Annotated in this window: 27 protein-coding genes and 1 pseudogene; 6 read left to right on the top strand and 22 right to left on the bottom strand. The window is 44.0% G+C overall.

The features are described 5' to 3' along the window. Positions 1 to 8 precede the first annotated feature (8 nt). From ABXS70_RS05080 to ABXS70_RS05025, 12 genes are all read right to left on the bottom strand, one after another. A complete protein-coding gene (locus tag ABXS70_RS05080; protein ID WP_366294350.1) occupies positions 9 to 881 on the bottom strand; it encodes a hypothetical protein in 873 nt (290 codons plus the stop codon). 20 nt (positions 882 to 901) lie between these two features. Beyond that, entirely contained in the window at positions 902 to 1,321 is a 420-nt protein-coding gene (locus tag ABXS70_RS05075) for a RusA family crossover junction endodeoxyribonuclease (protein ID WP_366294347.1), read from the bottom strand. Positions 1,322 to 1,459: 138 nt separating this feature from the next. After that, a complete protein-coding gene (locus ABXS70_RS05070) occupies positions 1,460 to 1,657 on the bottom strand; it encodes a hypothetical protein (RefSeq protein ID WP_366294344.1) in 198 nt (65 codons plus the stop codon). Next, positions 1,654 to 1,812: a hypothetical protein gene (locus ABXS70_RS05065; RefSeq protein ID WP_167433668.1), complete on the bottom strand. Its 159-nt coding sequence runs from the start codon at positions 1,810 to 1,812 to the stop codon at positions 1,654 to 1,656. The genes ABXS70_RS05070 and ABXS70_RS05065 overlap by 4 nt, the downstream gene beginning before the upstream one ends. Positions 1,813 to 1,824: 12 nt before the next feature. Then, a complete protein-coding gene (locus tag ABXS70_RS05060) occupies positions 1,825 to 2,175 on the bottom strand; it encodes a hypothetical protein (protein ID WP_366294341.1) in 351 nt (116 codons plus the stop codon). A 12-nt stretch (positions 2,176 to 2,187) separates the two neighbouring features. Next, positions 2,188 to 3,558 carry a replicative DNA helicase gene (gene dnaB, locus ABXS70_RS05055; protein ID WP_366296544.1) on the bottom strand — a complete coding sequence of 457 codons (1,371 nt, stop codon included), beginning with the start codon at positions 3,556 to 3,558 and terminating at the stop codon, positions 2,188 to 2,190. A gap of 13 nt (positions 3,559 to 3,571) precedes the next feature. Then, on the bottom strand, positions 3,572 to 3,910 hold the full coding sequence (locus ABXS70_RS05050; RefSeq protein ID WP_366294338.1) for a hypothetical protein: 339 nt from the start codon (positions 3,908 to 3,910) through the stop codon (positions 3,572 to 3,574). Continuing rightward, on the bottom strand, positions 3,897 to 4,883 hold the full coding sequence (locus ABXS70_RS05045) for an HTH domain-containing protein (protein ID WP_366294335.1): 987 nt from the start codon (positions 4,881 to 4,883) through the stop codon (positions 3,897 to 3,899). The genes ABXS70_RS05050 and ABXS70_RS05045 overlap by 14 nt, the downstream gene beginning before the upstream one ends. A gap of 16 nt (positions 4,884 to 4,899) precedes the next feature. Continuing rightward, on the bottom strand, positions 4,900 to 5,184 hold the full coding sequence (locus tag ABXS70_RS05040; protein ID WP_366294332.1) for a hypothetical protein: 285 nt from the start codon (positions 5,182 to 5,184) through the stop codon (positions 4,900 to 4,902). Beyond that, complete coding sequence (locus ABXS70_RS05035) at positions 5,181 to 5,396, bottom strand: hypothetical protein (RefSeq protein ID WP_366294329.1); 216 nt, start codon at positions 5,394 to 5,396, stop codon at positions 5,181 to 5,183. Before ABXS70_RS05035 ends, ABXS70_RS05040 begins: the two co-directional genes overlap by 4 nt. A gap of 196 nt (positions 5,397 to 5,592) precedes the next feature. Then, positions 5,593 to 6,450 carry a recombination protein RecT gene (gene recT / locus ABXS70_RS05030; RefSeq protein ID WP_366294326.1) on the bottom strand — a complete coding sequence of 286 codons (858 nt, stop codon included), beginning with the start codon at positions 6,448 to 6,450 and terminating at the stop codon, positions 5,593 to 5,595. A gap of 9 nt (positions 6,451 to 6,459) precedes the next feature. Then, a complete protein-coding gene (locus tag ABXS70_RS05025; RefSeq protein ID WP_366294323.1) occupies positions 6,460 to 7,407 on the bottom strand; it encodes a lambda-exonuclease family protein in 948 nt (315 codons plus the stop codon). Positions 7,408 to 7,726: 319 nt separating this feature from the next. Between ABXS70_RS05025 and ABXS70_RS05020 the strand changes: the two genes are divergently transcribed. After that, the gene (locus ABXS70_RS05020) at positions 7,727 to 8,347 is read left to right on the top strand and encodes a hypothetical protein (RefSeq protein WP_366294320.1); all 621 of its coding nucleotides are present in this window, start codon (positions 7,727 to 7,729) and stop codon (positions 8,345 to 8,347) included. Here ABXS70_RS05020 and ABXS70_RS05015 read toward each other — a convergent pair whose 3' ends face one another. The 6 genes from ABXS70_RS05015 to ABXS70_RS04990 form a co-directional block, all read right to left on the bottom strand. Further along, positions 8,348 to 8,731, bottom strand: a complete 384-nt coding sequence (locus ABXS70_RS05015; protein ID WP_366294317.1) for a hypothetical protein — start codon at positions 8,729 to 8,731, stop codon at positions 8,348 to 8,350. Between the two features lie 79 nt (positions 8,732 to 8,810). Further along, positions 8,811 to 9,041, bottom strand: coding sequence for a hypothetical protein (locus ABXS70_RS05010; RefSeq protein WP_366294315.1), 231 nt, complete (start codon positions 9,039 to 9,041; stop codon positions 8,811 to 8,813). Further along, positions 9,038 to 9,310, bottom strand: a complete 273-nt coding sequence (locus ABXS70_RS05005) for a hypothetical protein (RefSeq protein ID WP_366294312.1) — start codon at positions 9,308 to 9,310, stop codon at positions 9,038 to 9,040. Before ABXS70_RS05005 ends, ABXS70_RS05010 begins: the two co-directional genes overlap by 4 nt. 10 nt (positions 9,311 to 9,320) lie before the next feature. After that, a complete protein-coding gene (locus ABXS70_RS05000; RefSeq protein WP_366294309.1) occupies positions 9,321 to 9,827 on the bottom strand; it encodes a helix-turn-helix domain-containing protein in 507 nt (168 codons plus the stop codon). Positions 9,828 to 9,946: 119 nt separating this feature from the next. Then, the gene (locus tag ABXS70_RS04995) at positions 9,947 to 10,192 is read right to left on the bottom strand and encodes a hypothetical protein (RefSeq protein WP_366294306.1); all 246 of its coding nucleotides are present in this window, start codon (positions 10,190 to 10,192) and stop codon (positions 9,947 to 9,949) included. A 25-nt stretch (positions 10,193 to 10,217) separates the two neighbouring features. Continuing rightward, the gene (locus ABXS70_RS04990; protein ID WP_366294303.1) at positions 10,218 to 10,382 is read right to left on the bottom strand and encodes a hypothetical protein; all 165 of its coding nucleotides are present in this window, start codon (positions 10,380 to 10,382) and stop codon (positions 10,218 to 10,220) included. Between the two features lie 145 nt (positions 10,383 to 10,527). Between ABXS70_RS04990 and ABXS70_RS04985 the strand changes: the two genes are divergently transcribed. Further along, a complete protein-coding gene (locus ABXS70_RS04985; protein WP_366294300.1) occupies positions 10,528 to 10,800 on the top strand; it encodes a hypothetical protein in 273 nt (90 codons plus the stop codon). 255 nt (positions 10,801 to 11,055) lie between these two features. Here the strand turns inward: ABXS70_RS04985 and ABXS70_RS04980 are convergent, their stop codons facing one another. Continuing rightward, on the bottom strand, positions 11,056 to 11,280 hold the full coding sequence (locus tag ABXS70_RS04980) for a helix-turn-helix transcriptional regulator (RefSeq protein ID WP_366294297.1): 225 nt from the start codon (positions 11,278 to 11,280) through the stop codon (positions 11,056 to 11,058). A gap of 154 nt (positions 11,281 to 11,434) precedes the next feature. Between ABXS70_RS04980 and ABXS70_RS04975 the strand changes: the two genes are divergently transcribed. The 4 genes from ABXS70_RS04975 (at position 11,435) to ABXS70_RS04960 (ending at position 15,504) form a co-directional block, all read left to right on the top strand. Then, complete coding sequence (locus tag ABXS70_RS04975; protein WP_110896479.1) at positions 11,435 to 11,809, top strand: helix-turn-helix transcriptional regulator; 375 nt, start codon at positions 11,435 to 11,437, stop codon at positions 11,807 to 11,809. 315 nt (positions 11,810 to 12,124) lie between these two features. Beyond that, on the top strand, positions 12,125 to 13,486 hold the full coding sequence (locus ABXS70_RS04970) for a DUF4041 domain-containing protein (protein ID WP_366294294.1): 1,362 nt from the start codon (positions 12,125 to 12,127) through the stop codon (positions 13,484 to 13,486). Between the two features lie 20 nt (positions 13,487 to 13,506). Continuing rightward, positions 13,507 to 13,851 carry a hypothetical protein gene (locus ABXS70_RS04965; protein WP_110896477.1) on the top strand — a complete coding sequence of 115 codons (345 nt, stop codon included), beginning with the start codon at positions 13,507 to 13,509 and terminating at the stop codon, positions 13,849 to 13,851. A gap of 105 nt (positions 13,852 to 13,956) precedes the next feature. Then, a complete protein-coding gene (locus ABXS70_RS04960; protein ID WP_366294291.1) occupies positions 13,957 to 15,504 on the top strand; it encodes a recombinase family protein in 1,548 nt (515 codons plus the stop codon). A gap of 6 nt (positions 15,505 to 15,510) precedes the next feature. Here ABXS70_RS04960 and sigK read toward each other — a convergent pair. The 3 genes and pseudogenes from sigK to ABXS70_RS04945 all read right to left on the bottom strand — a co-directional run. Then, positions 15,511 to 15,942 (bottom strand): annotated as a pseudogene (gene sigK / locus ABXS70_RS04955) (RNA polymerase sporulation sigma factor SigK); the annotation flags it as partial. Positions 15,943 to 16,107: 165 nt separating this feature from the next. Further along, the gene (locus ABXS70_RS04950; protein ID WP_342552193.1) at positions 16,108 to 16,287 is read right to left on the bottom strand and encodes a hypothetical protein; all 180 of its coding nucleotides are present in this window, start codon (positions 16,285 to 16,287) and stop codon (positions 16,108 to 16,110) included. Between the two features lie 298 nt (positions 16,288 to 16,585). After that, positions 16,586 to 17,533 (bottom strand): alpha/beta hydrolase-fold protein, encoded by a 948-nt coding sequence (locus ABXS70_RS04945; RefSeq protein WP_342552194.1) that lies wholly within the window; start codon positions 17,531 to 17,533, stop codon positions 16,586 to 16,588. Positions 17,534 to 17,888: the final 355 nt, after the last annotated feature.

The following is a 17,888-nucleotide window of genomic DNA, read 5'->3' as shown; positions in this document are numbered from 1 at the left end:
ATGAAGGTTTAGACTGCTACGCCATCCTGCATCATTTTAGTGACACGCTTTTTGTACACGTTCAACTTAGAACTGATTTGTGAACTTGGGACTTTCATTTCCCGAGAGATTTCCAGCCACGTCTTTCCTTCGTTTTTCATTTGCAATAGTGCAGGGAAATCGGCAGGTGAATCAGCCAACTTGATATCTTCAAAAATTGGACGTTGAGCAAGAATAAACTGTTCAAGTTCTTCCTTACTGATTTCAGCAGCATTTTCTTTTTCGGCATCCGTTGGAGCATCCTCATTCTGATCTACTGGCGGCTGCTTCTGTTCATCTTCAGAGGAGAAGTCCATTTCCTTTGGTCCGGATTGATCCCCTCCGCCTTCTTTCATCCAGTCAGGAATTTCATTGTCATCGTTATCACCATAAGGATCGTCCTGATCAGTAACGTGATCTTCAGCGGGTTTTTGACCAGGCGTTTCTGCTCCCTCTCCTTCCATTTGTTCTTGAGTAGTGCTTTCAGTCTGCTCGGAGCCGTCTCCGTCAGCCTCCTGCTGTTCAGGATTACTTCCTTCACCGTTGAACAATTCCGCCTGGTTCTCGTCCTTTTCTTCTTGTCCAGTACCTTCAATTTTGGTGACCACCCCGGATGCATCAGTTGTTACACGACGACCGCCGTCCCAAGTGTTGTACATTGGGTCACGATCCTCACTATCGAAGTCAAAAGACGCTTGCGGATCGCCGAGATATACCATAACGTCTTCACCTTGGCTGTTGCTCAAAAACTCCAAGAATGGAACTGCAGACTTCAACGGAATAAGCAATTTCACTTCAACGTCAGATCCAATTTTGATACCCTTTGCCACTTCTGCTGTAAATTTCGCGAATTCGATTGTCATGATAATTCATCTCCCTAAATTTATTTGGATAAGTCCTTGATTTTCACTTCGATTCGTGGTCGGAAACTGTATCTTTTTTGAGCAAATACCTCGACCACTTGGCTATCGTCCTTCCACATCACACCTTTTAACGCATCCTTAACACCCTTCAGGTAATTGTCCACATCTGGCTTGCTGACTGGCCTGATCTCCCCCGCTTCAGCCAGTGCCGCCTTCTTCTTGCTGAATGATTTGGGTATCGGCCTGTACACTGTCAGCATCATTCCAAGTGGGCCTAACAGCAATGCATCCGGTGCATGTTCAGCGGCTGCCAATCGGACATAATCCTTGTAGTCTTTCGACTTCTCTGGATCGTACATTCGGACGAAACCACCCTTCGTTGACGCCCGGGGCCGCCCCTGCGCCACTGGCTCCCCGTAAACCGTAAAATAGATAGTCATGTTTGCCGTAACTCCTTTGCTCGTCGCTTGCGCCGTTGGCGCACCGGCAGCATGTCCCGCCGAATGACGAAAATCTCGGCCAGTTTCCGACCATCGTCACCACGTACGACATAACTCAAATGTGTTTGGTGGTGCGGATCAATCAACTTCCGCATGCAGCACACCTCCGGTACCGACAATTGCATCAAACTCAGCGATCCCTTCAAGAAGCTCAGTTTGATCAATTCCCATAAATTCCGTCTGCAGCTCTTCACGATCAGGAACATGTCCCGTCCGGATGTAACGGTGCTTCATGTACTCTGACACGGACCATCTGTTTAGAGTGCTGTCCATCATGCTCCCCGCCGAATAGTTCTCGGTTTACCTGAGAAGCGATGGACAATCACCATCATGCTTGGTGTATCCCTTTCAACAAGCCAGTTCTCCGCATTCAAACCATTGGCTTTAATCTCAATTTTCTGCCGTTTTGTCGGCCGTTTCCCCTGTTTCATGCCTGTTCCTCCTCACAATCCAAGAATGTGTATTGCCTCATGCAATGCCTTACGTGCTGTCCGATCTGCTTCGCTGTCCGATGGATAGCGATCAAACAAACCACTAAGTTCCGATTGGAGTTTATAGCTAATGACAGTTTCATCAACGATGGGCGGTAACGGTGCTTTCAAAAGCGGCACTGAGATTAGATCGTTAATTGCTTCCCCCAGATTCAGGGCTTCCGGAATAGAAAAGAGCAAGTTAGGCGTGTCTTCGTGGAACGGCAGCGCCACTGTAATACTTGAACCGTCTGCTGAACGACGTAAGACAATCAAATCGTCACGATTTCCTATAACGGATGTAAATCTAACTATTTGAATCATGTGAAACCTCCCTTACGCCCACTGGCGTTTATTCATGTCCTTTGGCTGCTGTGGTGGTGTTGGTCCAAAGGCGTCGTTATGAGTCCTCTCGTAGTTGACGAATTTATTGAACTGTTTCAGAAAGACCAGTTCGACGGTGCCAACGGGACCATTACGCTGCTTGCCTATGATGATTTCGATGATGTTGCGCTTTTCCGATTCCTGGTTGTAGTAGTCATCCCGGTACAGGAAAGCTACAATGTCGGCATCTTGCTCGATGGAACCTGATTCCCGGAGGTCGCTCATCATTGGACGCTTGTCTTGCCGCTGCTCGACTGCCCTACTGAGCTGGGATAGAGCGATAACAGGGACATCCAGTTCACGCGCTAACTGCTTTAATGTCCGGGATATCTCAGATACTTCCTGCTGCCGATTCTCCGCTCCCTTTCCGCTTCGTCCAGCAATCAGCTGCAGGTAATCAATAACGATCATCCCCAGACCTTCCTGCTTTTTCAGGCGGCGGCACTTTGCGCGGATCTCGTGAACGGTAATCCCTGGTGAATCGTCAATTCGGATATTCGTAGCACCCAAGATTCCTACTGCTTGAGCAAATTTCGTCCAGTCCTCCGATGCAAAATCACCCATACGCATGTTACTAGCGTCAATGTTGCCCTCGGCGCATACCATCCGCTGTACAAGCTGCGCTGATGACATCTCCAAGCTGAATATGGCTACAGGTTCGGTGTTACGAATGGCCACGTTCTGAGCAACGTTCAAAGCAAAGGCAGTCTTACCTACCGACGGACGAGCTGCAACGATAATCAAATCGCTTTTCTGCAAACCTGCAGTAATGCTATCAAGGTCGGTAAACCCGGTCTGAATGCCCGTTACCGTACCATTCTTGAAGTTGTCTGAACGAATCTCCGCAGACTCGACAACCTCGATAAGAACATCATCGATGCGTTTAAAATCTCGTTTTGGCGCTGCCCTGTCCGCAATCTTGATTTGAGCTTGTTGGACACTGGACATCAATTGCGACATTTCCGTTCCAGCAGCCGCTTGCTGAATCAATAGCATATTCGTCCGGATCAGCTCTCTTCGGATGGCCATGTCCTGAAGCTGCTCAAAGTAATAGCCAGCATTTGCAGTCGTCGGCACTCCCATCGCTAATTTGGACAGATAACTTACCCCGCCGATGTCTTCCAGTTCGCCTTTTTCTTTCAGGCTGCTCGTTACAGTCACCAGGTCAATCGGCTGTTGACCTTCCGCCAAATCCGATATTGTCCCGTAGATCAGGCTATGTGCCTTGTTGTAAAACGCATCAACCGTTAGTGATTCAGCGTGTTCCAGTGATTCATCTGGTTTGAGTAACAACGCGCCCAGGGCTGCCTGTTCAAACTCCATGCTGTAGGGTAAGTTATTTTCGATATCGAAGCCGTTCAATCAAACCATCCTTCCATCCCGGCGGTGGTGGGCAAGCATTAAGAGCCGCTGCTTCTCTCTCAGCAAAATAAGTTGCTGTTAAATCCCGCATCCGATCACGCTCAATCTGTTCACCAAGTCTTCCACGAATCTCCGAAATGGTCGGTGGCCATTTCTCTGTTTTGATGTGCTGGTCAACGTTTTGTATCGCTGTCTCAAACGGGAAGTCTTGAAGATGTTTGTGGCACTCGTTCACTTCTTCAAGGCTCGCGTCAAAGGTTGGATACCGCTGTTTAATCTTTTTAAATAACTGCGCCACCTCAGCTTTGTCCACGCTGTTTCTCCTCCTCGATGAAGCGATCAAGTTCGCTTAATTGTTCATGTTTCTCCTGTTGACGGCTCCTGAACGGCAACGTTTTGGACGGTTTCGGGGCGACTGTTCCCGGAGTGACCGGGGGAGTTTGAAACGAATCCATTGCCGAAGTCAATTGATCCCAGCAGTCAAAGATCACCGTTTTGCAATAAGCGAAGGTTCGAATCTTATCCGTCACCCTGCGGCGTGTCTTTTTATGCCGAGCAATAGCCAAATCAATGCCAAAGCGTACGAACTCCAACGGAATGGGTTCGTTCGCAACCTGATGCACATGCTCCCAATCAGAGGCGCTGGGGTTAAGAGCCCCCTTGCGCTGCAGAAAGTAGTTTTCTGTTTCGAGAGCCCGTGTTTCGGTTGTCGGTTTATCAAGGACTATTTGGCCTGTGGAGAAGGAACCCACAGCGGCGGACAGAACCCCGGTCCTTGATCTCAACTCTTCTGCATCAATTTCAGGTAAGCTATCAATCCATCTATCAATCAATATCTTTGTAATATCTTTATTAGATCGGAAGTTTTCTTCCGGGAGATCGGAACTTTTCTTCCTATCTCCATCTTCCAGAGCGGAAGATTTCTTCCGATCTCCTTCACCAGACTGGAACTTTTCTTCCGATCTGTTTTGATATTTTTTAGAGTTCCTGACTGTAAAAATCAGCCCGTATGGTGCACGCGTTACACGAATATATCCTTGGTCTTCCAGCTTCTTTATCCAATCCCTGATTGTTCGTTCACTCACATCAAACTGTTCTGCAAGGTCTGACATGCGGATCGGCTTGTTTCCGAGAACGATGCCCCACACAGTACCTTCTTTCTCCTTCTCGGATGTCGTGGAGCTTACGCACCAGAGGAAAAGCCATATCGCGCTGCCTATTCGTTTGTAGTGTTCTGGCTCCAGTAATCCGGAGTACATAGGAAACGGGTAACTGCCTTCGGGCATGCTGCTCATCCCCTCGTTAATGCTGTGAACTATTTACGGCGTAAACAGCGACATCAAACTTGCTTTCATTACCTGTTATTTCTTCAATAATCGTTTGTATTCCACGTCCAAAATGAGTAATCAAATCGTTGATGGCTTGCGGCATTTGGTCTGGTTCAGTGACAATTGCTGCCTGTGCTCCCAATGAAAAAGCAACGTCTTGCAAATGAGACTGAATAGCTCTCGGTCCTTCAGCAACAGCTTCTTCGAACATATCCTGAAGTTGATTAAATACTGCCTTCCTTTGCTGCTTTGTGGTCATATCGCACGCTCCCTCATCGTTTTTTCTTTCCAAGCCTTGTCCCCCAGGCAACGAGCAGGCGGTACTTCAAAATGACGTCTGCCCTGCACATAGGAAACGAAAAGGCCTGATGACCGTTCATAGTACACCCCGTTTAAAACTTGCGGTTTTGGTGACTTTGGTTGCGTCTGAATGGATGAGAACAAATCGAGTTGAATAGGTTTGCCGCTCATTAATCACGCCTCCTATCGTCCCTTAAATAAATGTGAGGATACTTTGCACGAACAACTGACCAATCTGGATAACCTCGTGCGAAGTAATCTCTAACTTCTTGTTTGAATAGTGCAGGGTCAGAATCCATCAAGTGCCATATCCGATTACCGATCATACTGCGTAATAGCAGCTGACCAGTGATAGAATCTATCTGGCTCATTCTTGGAATTCAACCTGTTTAGTGCTGGCATCGTCCGGTTGTTCTGGCTGTGGTGGATCGTCCGTTCCTGAGGGTGGTGTGATATCGATGAATGGCTCATCCGAAGGGGTAATGTCCTTCCGTGTGGTTTCGTCCTGCGTTACTGCAGAAGCAATCTCCACACTGATTGGCAGCCACTTCCATCCGGAACGTACAACCGTCTTCTTGCACATTTCCGTATAATCCGTGACCCATGGACCATTCTTCGCAGCCTTAGAACGTGCTCTATGGGCTTCAATCTCACTGATCGGCATATAGTGAATGAAATGACCGCCGTCATTGAATTTGGCGACCATGTATGCACCGATTACTTTGCCTGACTCGGTAGGCTTTTCGTCTTTCCGCAGGAACCACGGAACATGCTTCAAATTCTCTTCCAAACCGTATGTCAACTCTATGAAGTCATTTTCATAGACTTCATGCGCGGCGATGGATTGAATATTTCCAGAACGCCGGGCCAGGTCAATCATGCCCTTGTATCCGATGATGAAAGTTGCTTCCTTACCATAAGGAATGATATAGCAATGACCAATCAATCCCGGTTCCAGCCCCAGTTGTGCTGACTGCATGACCGCAGCCATCAAGGAAGGAATTGAACATTCCAACAATTTCGGATTCGTCCGGATCGTTGTAAGAGCTATACGGCTCAGACGTTCAATATTCATGTGCTTCGGCATTGCTTCAGCAATTTGAGATTCCATTTTTTTCAGATAAGCAGCAATGGTCTGTGAGGGGTTAACTGCAGGAGCGTTATTCGCTCCCGCAGCCTTGTTTTGCAACTTTCCTTCAAGGGATGTTCCTTTTGCTTGTGCCATGTGTCCTCCCTACTTCACCAAGAATCGGCGGGCCGATGTGGTGTTTGAGTATTTTTCATATAAATCCGGCTGCTCTTGTTTCAACCGTTTGCTATCAATTCGAGTGGTATCGTTCGACTTCCAAGACAACAAAATGTCGCCGTTATGAACAGCCAACTCATTCTCGCCCATGATGGACTTTAGCTCGTTCACATACCGTTTGACCTGTTCCGTAGCAACAGCAGCATCTTCTTTGGCAGCCGCCAGTTTTTGAACAAGTCCGGCTTGCTGATCATCCAGGATCACTTCACTTGCCGGAGTGGAAACAGGATATAAGTGATTGAGCAAATCCGTAGATGCTGTGCTGCCATCAATCATTGGAGGGATGCCGGGCACAACATGCTTGTTCCAAAACTCGTCCTCAATCTGGATTAAGGAATCGATGATCCTGTCATTACGTTCAACCAACTTATATTGGAACTTCTGGCCGCCGATCAGGACTGCAAAGTATCCGTAATCCACACCGAGAACAGCCATGTAATGCTGCAGTTGGATCGCATACTCATCAGGTACTTGGTCGTCCTCCCATTCGCCCATCTTGTAGGCGCTGGCAGTCTTACACTCCAAGATGCCGAGTCCACGTCCGCCTTTGTCCAAGATCAGGCGATCTACGTTTCCGAGCATGAATTTATGTTTGGGATGCTGATAAAGCTTGTTACTACGCTGAACCCGCAACCCGGTTTGGATCGTGAATTCCCTCGCCACCACATCTTCCAACACGTTACCCCAGTAGGCTGCTTCTCCAGCTTCATCAGGTTCGACTTGCCCCGTCTTATCCACAAATACCCCTACAGGCGATTTATAACGATTCAGACCAGCGACAGCAGAAGCATCAGAACCGCCGATACCTTTCCGGCGAATCTTTAACCACTCATCACGGGCCATATTCTTTGTACTGGCTACAATATTCATTGCCATGATCGTTCCTCCCTCAAATGAAATCGTGAATGCTCATACCCCGTTCAGACAGTTCTTCGCGTATTGTAGGATATTGGGAACCGTATTCCTCAACGCATCCACTTTCTTCTTGGGAATCATCCATTTCAGACATATGAATCCTCCTTGTTTGACACGGCCACCCACGGTAAGATGGCCGTGTATCCATATTTAGTTGTGAAAGATCAGTGATGACCGCCTGCACGCGGTCATTTTTCTTTTTCAATTAAATGCTTGTCCTTCGAACTTCTGCTAAAATGGAGTTGTCACACATCATCTTAGTAGAGAGGAAGCAAGGCCTATGGACAAAATCCCAATCAGTTTTACACAATTCATGGAGTTTACTACAAAGCAATCTGGCCCAGCTAAAGTTTCAACTGTTCGTAAAGTCAAATATAGTGAGTATTCTCCAGCAACTGATTATTGGAGAGATTTAAGGCTTGCAATTAGAGAAGTTCACGAAAAGAATTATTCAATTGATTACTTAGATCACATAGTTCAGAAAGCCAACGATAAGAAAAAATCTAATTATGCCGACACGGTTGAACAGTATAAAAAATTCATAAAAAATAAACATATAGAATGGTTTCAGCCTGCTGATGCTCATTGGAGCTTCAATGGTTTATTCGTTCGTTCTACCCCTGAGCTCGGTCTATTCATAAACGGAAAGCCCCATCTGTTAAAGTTGTATTTTAAAGAGCGAAGCGAAAAATTAGATAAGCGGAAGGCAGCCTCTCCTTTAACGCTTATGACAACTTCTGATCGAGCACATAATGATCAACAAGCATCGATATCATTGCTTAATGTTATGAAGTGTAGGATGTTTGAATCTACGCCTAGTGATGTAACTAGTGACCGTCTTCTTTCATTACAGGGTGAAGCAGCTCATTTCATTCAAATTTGGAATAGCCTTGAATCATAATTACATTGGCGCCAATTCACCTTGGATCTGAGCACAGTTGTAACAAATGAAGCGACCTTCTTCGAGTTCCAGTCCGGCAACTTCCTCACATAAACAACAAGTATTCTGAGCCGTTGTACTTGCGGCGGCTTTTAATCCCTTCTCATCCAAAACTTCCGAATCGTGAACTACAATCTGTCGATAATCAACAATCACAGGAGCGTTCTCAATACTTGCAAGCAAATGTTCATTTTCATCAAGCACGTAATATTCCGAATGCACATGATTTTCAAAGTCAGTGCCAACTTGCTTGATTTCAATGACCTCACGGCCGTCAATCTCGGTACCCACTTCAAAAATACGAGTCGGGTTACTGACAACGGTCAGTCTATGAATGATTTGCATAGGTTCGTCCTCCCTTCATATGTAATTGCGGTTACCCGCGACGCCTCACGGCGTTTCGTCTGCTACCGTAGCAGACTCATCAGGCGGTAATCTGTTCTATTGCTTGAATCGCTTGAAGCTTATATTCATGCGGCAACTCCTGCAGGCTGAACTTTGCATTTTCCCAACGGATAAAGATGTCCATCCGTTCAGATCGATAGGCATCTATATCACTAGCGGCTTCTGCTGCTGGAACCGCGCTGCTCTCCCGCAGGGCAAGTGTCGAAACGATATAATTGTCGATAATCTGGCGTGCCAGTTGTTCGCTCATACCGATTCCCCCTTGCGCTTTTGCTCGGGAGACGATAAAATGAGCAGCAGAAGAGACTTTAACCGAGTTCTCAGACCAAGTGTCCGCCCTGCCAGGCGGGCATTTTTCATTTCTACTTCCGCAAATCGAATCATCCGATTCAAATACTCCTCTGCGTTCTCCATTCGTCCAGGTAACATCCTTTCAGGTTCGTTCTGTATCAACTTCAAGTTATGCTTCGAATTTTTACCTACCTGCAGCGCTGCGGCTACCAGTTGTTCTCGTGACATAAAATCAACCTCATTTCATGTATTTTTTGGCCTTCAGATCCGCGCGGTGTTCCTTCCAAGTGGCGAACCATGAGAAGGAATATTCCTTGCACAGTACAGCCGCGAAGTGTGTGAGTGCAGTGATCGCTTCGACCGTTTCCATCAGCAGCCGCTTCATGACCTGTCTATCCGCTTCTGTGAGTTGATCAACTGTCTTGCTGATCGGCACTGCATTAGTCAACTCCAAGACTTCCTTCATTTCTTCCACCGTCTTGAATAACACCGATGCCCTATGTAAGTCCACGTTGTCCAGCCAAGGCGTTATAGCACCGCCGGTTACTTCCTCCTGAGCCGCCAAGTACAACCGCGGATCATCGAACGACCTTGCCACTTGAGTAATCAATCCTTTCGGCGCAGGCCGTTCCCCGGTCTCTACTTTTGCAATGGATGACCTTTCAATAAACGCTTGATCTGCAAATTCTTTTTGCGTCAAACCCTGTTCCTTTCGGTAGTTTTGTATCAATTCACCAATAGTCAAATATCTCGTCTCCCCTCGTTTAATTGATGGGGAAATGGGACAAAATGACTCATAACCTCAATTGTTATGTGACATCTCTCAGGGGTACTATTGGGTTATAAGTTGTTCCCCAGATCCCTTCATCGTCCGCCGGCTGCCGGTACAGCTCTGGCGGATTTTCTTATTCTCTCAAGCTCTGTTTTGCTGTCACGTTTCAATGACTGCAGCTCTCGCTTTGGAATAAGATGTGAGTTTTTGCACTGGCGTTCGAGTGACAACGTATAGTCAATCGCTTGATCCATTGTCATCTTGCCAACATGAACTCGGGTGACGACACCAGCTATGAAACATGCTCGGGATGTAGGCTTGATCCAGCGGAATCGCATAGGCTTGTCCTCCGTTGGAAGCTTGTTAGGCTTCCTCATTATTGTTTTTGTTTGCCGCATCTTGAACACATGCCCAGGCCGCGGTTGCGATTTCTCTGTCAATTCGATCAAGTTCATCTTGATCTGTTGCGATATGATCGTTACAAATAAAGACCTTGGTTTCACCAAACTGATAAGCTGCTACGATCATGCCTGCATCCCTCCCGGGATTATTTATATGCGAACCTCGTTGTGGGACGGCCATTGTTTTTTTGAAACCTCCTTTACTGTTCGTCCTTCTTCCTTCTGCTAAAATAGAGTTGTCGCACTATTTTGTAGGAAAGGAGGTGAAAGATATGGATCATTACATTTATTTCAGACAACTTTCTGATGAAGATAAGTTAAATATGAAAAACGAACTTGAAAGATTTGGGTGGAAAATTGGTGGAGAAGCATCTATGGCTCATTCTCCAAATCACATTCCATCTGAAAGTAAAGTGAGTTTTTACATACTTTCTTGTCCTAATAACAAGGAAGTCCAGTTTCCGGAAGGCTATTTCCCTTCAAACAATGAGAAGTGCACTCTTTGTGGTTTACCAGTTTCGGTTACTTATTCGAAAACCCATTAGCCCTTGCCCATTCAAAAGCTCTTCTCATTAAAGCCATGTGTAGCATGTCGATCTCTTCGTCACTGAGATCAGGAAAGATGAAGAATCTACTCGTCATAATTAATTTAGGTTGTTCAGAAGCTGCCGTAGCCGCGGCGGTTTCTGGAATAACCTCAACTTGCTCCAGAGTAATTTGAAATAATGTGAATCCGCAGACTTTACAAAAGTTATCTGTCGATGCGATTTCGTTACTAGCACATCGTGGGCACTGGTCCATCAGCTTGCTCCTTTCTTATTTTCTAAGAATTTTTCTTCAAAAAAATATCCGGGAGCAACACCTAACACAGTACAAATTCTCTCATATTCATCAGTACCTATTTTTTGTCTACTTGTCATCATTCGAGAAAATTTCTTAAATTGAATGTCCGATTTATCGGCAACATAAGTGAAAGTCAAACCTCGTTGCTTAATCAATGCTCGAATTTTCTTGTTAATTCTCAACTTTATCACCACCATTTTTCTTAATTTCTAAGAATGTTATATTTACATAATAATTCTTAGAATATGAGAAGTCAAGTGAATATTCTTATATTTCAAGAATAAAATCTTTGTTACTAGGAATTCCGGTATAATTTGTAGGTTAGGAGGTGTTCTTATGTCTTCAATAGGAGAACGCTTGCGAGAAGCGAGAGAGAAAAAAAACTTGCGTCAAACGCAAGTTAAGGAGAAAACAGGGATAAATAATAAAACTCTTAGTGGGTACGAAAACGGAGTAAGTCAACCTGATATGGATACGTTAAAAATTTTAGCTCAACTTTATGAGGTATCAATTGACTGGTTATATGGAAACACAGAAACTACTAATAAAATTTCTACCAATACTAAGAATTTTCTAAAAGCTATTGAACTATCTGACGAGCAAGCTCACAAGTTTATTAAAGATAATTTTGTTCACCATGGTAAAGAACTTTCAGATGAAACAATAAGAGAGATCATTTCTTATGCACGTTATAAAGCAAATCAAGAATAGATTTAGGGATCTCCCATCCTAGTTCCTTGAAAACAATAAATATTTCCTCTTTTAATTTGTCATCATTCATACTATCACTTCCGCTCCCATTTATAGGTTTCACAAGAACAAGTGTGCTCATAAAATTCTAGCATTTGTGATGTAGGAGGTAAATGGCTGACAGGAAGAATTTAGGTAGATAATAAGACTGAGATTTGACGGTAAAATGACTTATTTGTGATGTTATTTCTTCTCATCCCTCACCTCGTGTTTCTGAAAATTACGAGGTGAGACAATACAACTTGCTTTCAAAATACAATAATAAGGAGATTTAATATGAGCATTTTTGATGTATTCAGATTAAAAAAAATAAAAGAGGAACTTCGAATTACTCAAGAAGAAAACAACTCTTTAAAAGATTTGCTTCGTCCTGAGCACGTTCAGTTGATAGAAATTCAGAAAGAAATCAGAAAATTGTCCCAAGAAAAAGAAAGTTTACATACTACGATTATGGATTATGAAGAACATTTATCATCAATTCAAAGAATTTATGAAGAAAAGAATAACTCTCTACTTGCTATGGATGATCAAATACTCCTAGAATCATTTTCATTATACGAACCTAGATATGACTTCCAAAATAGCGCTATCTACAAAGAAAAATTGGAGTTAATAAGAAACGAACAGAAAGAAATGATAAAGAATGGAACTGCATGCGTAGGTAGTACAGATTGGTCAGTCAATAATAGTAAAGCTCAGGGCAAAAAAATGGTTAATGATATGGTTAAAATTGTATTACGCTCTTTCAATAATGAGTGTGATTCCTGTATCAGCAATGTAAAATTCAACAATATACAAATCTGCGAAAAACGTATTAATAGTTCGTTTGATACTTTAAATAAACTGGGAAAAATAATGCAAGTTTGTATTTCTGAATACTATCTCAAATTGAAGTTCTTAGAGCTTTATCTCGCCCATGAATATAAAGAGAAAAAACAACAAGAGAAAGAAGAACAGAAGCAAATCCGCGAACAAATGCGAGAAGAAGCCAAACTCCAAAAAGAGATAGAAGATCTAAGAAAAAACATTGAGAAAGAGCGAAAGCATTACTCAAACGCGCTTCAAAAAGTTGAAAAACAACTAGAAAATTGCTCCGATGAAGCCGAAGCTGCCCTTTTAAGAGCTAAGATCTCTGAATTATCAGAGAGTCTTACTGAAATTGAAAAGCAAACTGCTGATATAGATTATCGCGAAGCAAACCAACGCGCCGGATATGTTTATGTAATTTCAAATATTGGTTCCTTCGGAGAGAATGTTTACAAGATTGGCATGACTCGCCGTCTTGATCCGTACGATAGAGTCCACGAGTTAGGAGACGCTTCAGTTCCGTTTAATTTCGACGTGCATGCAATGATATTTTCAAACGATGCCCCCAAATTAGAAGCAACTTTGCATAGAGCCTTTGATGATCGCAAACTTAATCTAGTCAATTCAAGAAGAGAGTTTTTCCGTGTTACTCTAAAAGAGATTGAAGATGTTGTATTAAAAAATCATGATAATACTGCCGAATTTATAAGAAACGCAGATGCAGAACAATACAGAGAAAGTCTTGCTATGCGAAAAGTGAAACAGCCAGTCAATAATGATGCTAATCCCTTTTCATCTGGATATTTAGAAGTTGCAGTTTCATCAGAATAACCCCAAGGGAGGTAGTCTATTTGAAAAATGAGATAAGAAAAGGTGTTAATGAAGCTAAAGAAAGCGACAATGGAGTAACGTGGCTTTTTACTGAAATATTCATCATTTCAGTTGTTCTGGGTATTTATTATACGTCTTGGTGGGTATTTGGAGGAGCAATTGTAGTTACTATGATCGCTTTAATGATTAAACCGCTGCGAATATTAATTTTAGTTTTATTATCATTAGCCTGTGGTTATGTAGGTTGGATAATTGGCCATTGGTTCGATAGCACAGCTGCAAGTGTTGTATTATCTGTTCTCTTTGCACTAGCAGCTGGCGGAGCTCACATCTGGGCTAATCAATGGTTAGATGATAATTCATAATAACATTAAGCCCTTCGGGGCTTTTCTTTTTTGTGGATTGATATAGTCGTGAAACGAACAAACATACAGTAAACTATATAGGAACAAGTCTTACAGGAGGTACAAATGAAAGCTGCCATTTATCTTAGAAAATCTCGTGCAGATGAAGAAGCAGAACGCCGTGGAGAAGGTGAAACCTTAGCTAAGCATAGAAAAGCTCTCCTGAAGCATGCGCGTTATGTTAGCGCTAATATCATAGAAATCTATGAGGAAATTGTGAGCGGGGAAAGCTTGGTTCACCGCCCTCAAATGCTCAAATTGCTGAAAGACGTGGAAGCCAAACTGTATGATGCCGTCCTGGTCATGGATATCGACCGTTTCGGGCGCGGTAACATGCAAGAACAAGGCTTGATACTGGAGACTTTTCGGAATGCCGATACCAAAATCATCACCCCTCGAAAGACGTATGATTTGCACGATGAATTTGACGAGGAATACAGTGAGTTCGAAGCCTTCATGGCTCGTAAAGAGCTCAAGATCATCACACGCCGGATGCAAGGGGGCCGTGTGCGATCGGTGGAAGAAGGTAATTATCTTGGAACGCGTCCACCTTATGGTTACGAGATTGAAGACTTAACGAACGGTAGAACATTGAAGCCCCATCCTATCCAGGCGCCTATTGTGAGACAAATATTTGAATGGTACGTGCATTCCGATCCCGAACATCAGAAAGGTTCCAGCAAAATTGCCACTGCTCTGAATGCTCTGAAAATACCTTCTGCAACAGGGAAAGACTGGATTCCTTCTACGGTATTAAATATACTCAAGAACGCCGTTTATACCGGCAAGATACAATGGAAAAAGAAGCAGACGAAAAAAAGTACAGAACCCGGCAAAAGGCGCACTGTACGCACGCGTGATACCCAAGACTGGATCAGTGTGCAAGGGAAGCACGAAGCTATTATTGATGAAGTAACCTTTGCTAAAGCTCAAGAACGGATCTCGAGTAGCTACCATGCACCTTATCAGCTCGACGAAAATGGGAAACCGAAAATAACAACGGCTTTGGCGGGCCTGGTGAAGTGTCATAACTGTGGTATGACGATGGTCTATCGCCCTTATACGAGTCTGCCCGCGCACTTGCGCTGCAACACGCCCTCTTGCAACACTAGGAGTAGTCAATATAAGCTGGTCGAAGCCAAGATCATTGAAGGCTTGGAGGAATGGCTGGCGGACTATAAAGTAAAGTGGAGTAAGCGAGAACATAAAGCTCCGGATGAATCTATTGATTTTAGACAAACGGCACTTGATGCTCTAGAGAAAGAGTTGAAGGAATTAGATTCACAAAAAGAACGTCTTTATGATTTTTTGGAGCGAGGCATATACACGGAGGATGTTTTCCTTGAACGGTCCCAAAACTTGTCTGAACGCATCTCATCTGCCGAGCACGCGATTGAACGAACTATACAGGAGATCAGCCTGGAACAAAGAAAACAGAAGGCTCAGCATAATGTAATCCCCATTGCAGAGTCTGTGGTCAAGTCTTATTATGAAACAGACGATCCAGTCAAACGTAATAAGCTGTTAAAATCCGTATTGCATAAAGTCGTCTATAAAAAAGAAAAACCCCAGCAGGGGGCGGACTTTGAAGTATATCTACACCCACGTCTATGATGTGGGTGTTATTTCATTTCCTTCTTTATCCGTACCGATAGGATCATGAAGAGATACGTCTTTGCGTGTTTTCTTCAGTGATCTTAGATGCATCAGGATTTCGTTTTCAATACATCTCGCAGCAAATGTGGCCAGCTTGGTACCTTTTCCTTGCTGAAAGCTCTCGATGGCTTTGATCAAACCGATCGTCCCGATTGAAATCAGGTCCTCCTGATCTTCGCCAGTATTGTCAAACTTTTTGACGATATGCGCCACAAGACGCAGATTGTGTTCAATAAGCAGATTGCGCGAGTGGGCATTGCCTTCAGCCATGAGGCGCAGATGTTTGGCTTCGTCATCCTCAGCAAGCGGCTGGGGAAACGCATTATTTTTGACATACGAAACGAGTAACGTTAATTCTTTAATGAACAGGGCTATTGCGGTAAACAATCCGGGCACAGATGACACCTCCTGCAGTTTTACAACGCGATCTGGCCTGAGCTCATGAGGGAACAGGGTCGATCTATTGTATGTGGGCAGGGGCCCAGAAGTGCACGTACATTTAAATCTGTCTGGAAATAAACGAAACTTGCAGAAGAACACATACCTTAAGGGAAATCTATTTCACACACTCACGGTAATGATGGAACCTACTCGCTGCAGCAGCAGAAACTCTTTTTCCACGCTTTCAATAAAATATGTTCTTTCCCCAAACAGAACTACGTCATGCTGCGCCAGCGGAACCTCGCTTTTGAAATAGATAACATTGTCTGTTTCCCGAAATGCCCCTTTATAATAAAACATCGTGATTGCATGCCTCTCTTTCATGTATATGTCTATGTACATTTCATTGTATACTATACTATCTACCCTTCCCATCTGCTGCTGCCCCACAAGGACTGAAGTCGTCTTAATCTTAATCCGGCGTAACCTCTTTCCGCCCTACCAGCGTCAGCATCTGCGTCGAATAAAAATACATAAAGCCCCAGGCGCTGCACAAGACAGGCCTGAGGCTGATCATCATTCGAACGCATGCACCCATAATAACAGAGAATGCTTGAAATTGAACCTTCGAATGATACTTTTAGATGGAGATTGTGAACTATTTAAAAATACGCTGCGAGAACTGATAAAGGCCGCTGTTCCAAACTTTTGGCTCATGTCCGCCTACATCTTGATACCAAATGTGTGGAACGTTCATACTGCTAAGACCATTTTTAAAGTTCTGGCTCACCCACAACAGGCCATCACTTCCGCCGCAGGATATCCAGAGCAATTTCAGTTTGCTGGCAGCCTGTCCAGGATTCGTGATCAATTGGTTCACAGGCTTCGTATTCGGTGCTGCCGAGAAGGCACCTACATAAGCGAACGTATCCAGATTCTTCAACCCAAAGTTGAGAGATTGTCCGCCACCCATGGACAGACCGGCAAGTGCACGATTGTTCTTGTCTTTGTAAACAGGATAGTTTGCCTCAATATGAGGAATGAGGTCCTTCAGCAGATCCTGCTCGAAACGCTCAAATGCCGCCACTTTATCGGGTGCAAAAATGTCACCAACAGGGCGATCATCCTTCATTGCACGGCCATTCGGCATAACCACGATCATCTGAGACAGTTTGCCTTCCGAATACAGGTTGTCCAGAATGTTCTTCGGCTTCATCGCATTAGCCCACTCGTACTCATCCCCGCCAATACCATGCAGGAGGTACAGCACGCTGTACTTTTTATTAGGTGAATATCCAGGCGGCGTATACACCATCGCTTTCCGTGCATTGCCAACCGTCGTTGAATTATAGGTAATGAGGTTCATATTCCCATGCGGAATATTATTGCGATAGCCATCATAACCCGGTGGTGCCGGTACAACCTGACTGTTAGCCAGAGCATTTTGTCCATTGCTGGCAGCAGCGTTCTCCGTTCCCAGATCAATAACAGCCTGAGTCGGGCCCGCAGCTGCACTTTCACCCGTTTCTGCGGCAGATGCCATGGTTGGCACAAGGAGTGCAGCAGCAATTGAAAGACTCACAATACGAGACAAACGTTTTTTCATCAATATCATTCTCCTTTAACATTCGATTTCAAATCGTAATCACCTTACGGTCCAGCCCTTCAACAACAACCAAATTGAAAGCCCTTACATAATGAAATATAATTCCTCCCTTCTGTACCTAATCATGTCTCTACCAAAGTCTTTGGTGCACAATAAAAAAACATCCATCCGACAAATTTTACAAACAATTCCAATTGCAACTCCATTATATCACCTTAATTGACATATACATGATCAAAAAACTTGAATAATCATACTTTTCACTTCAAAAAATATACCTTTTAGTGGAAAAGTGTTTTCATGCTTTTGCTCTTAGAACGCTTCCGAACTTATGTAAAAAAAAGCTCCAGTTCTC

Origin of the sequence: Paenibacillus sp. AN1007 (assembly GCF_040702995.1) — a bacterium.
Classification (GTDB): Bacteria; Bacillota; Bacilli; order Paenibacillales; family Paenibacillaceae; genus Paenibacillus.
The sequence above is the reverse complement of the archived record's forward strand: the minus strand, read 5'-3'. Positions and strand labels throughout refer to the sequence as shown.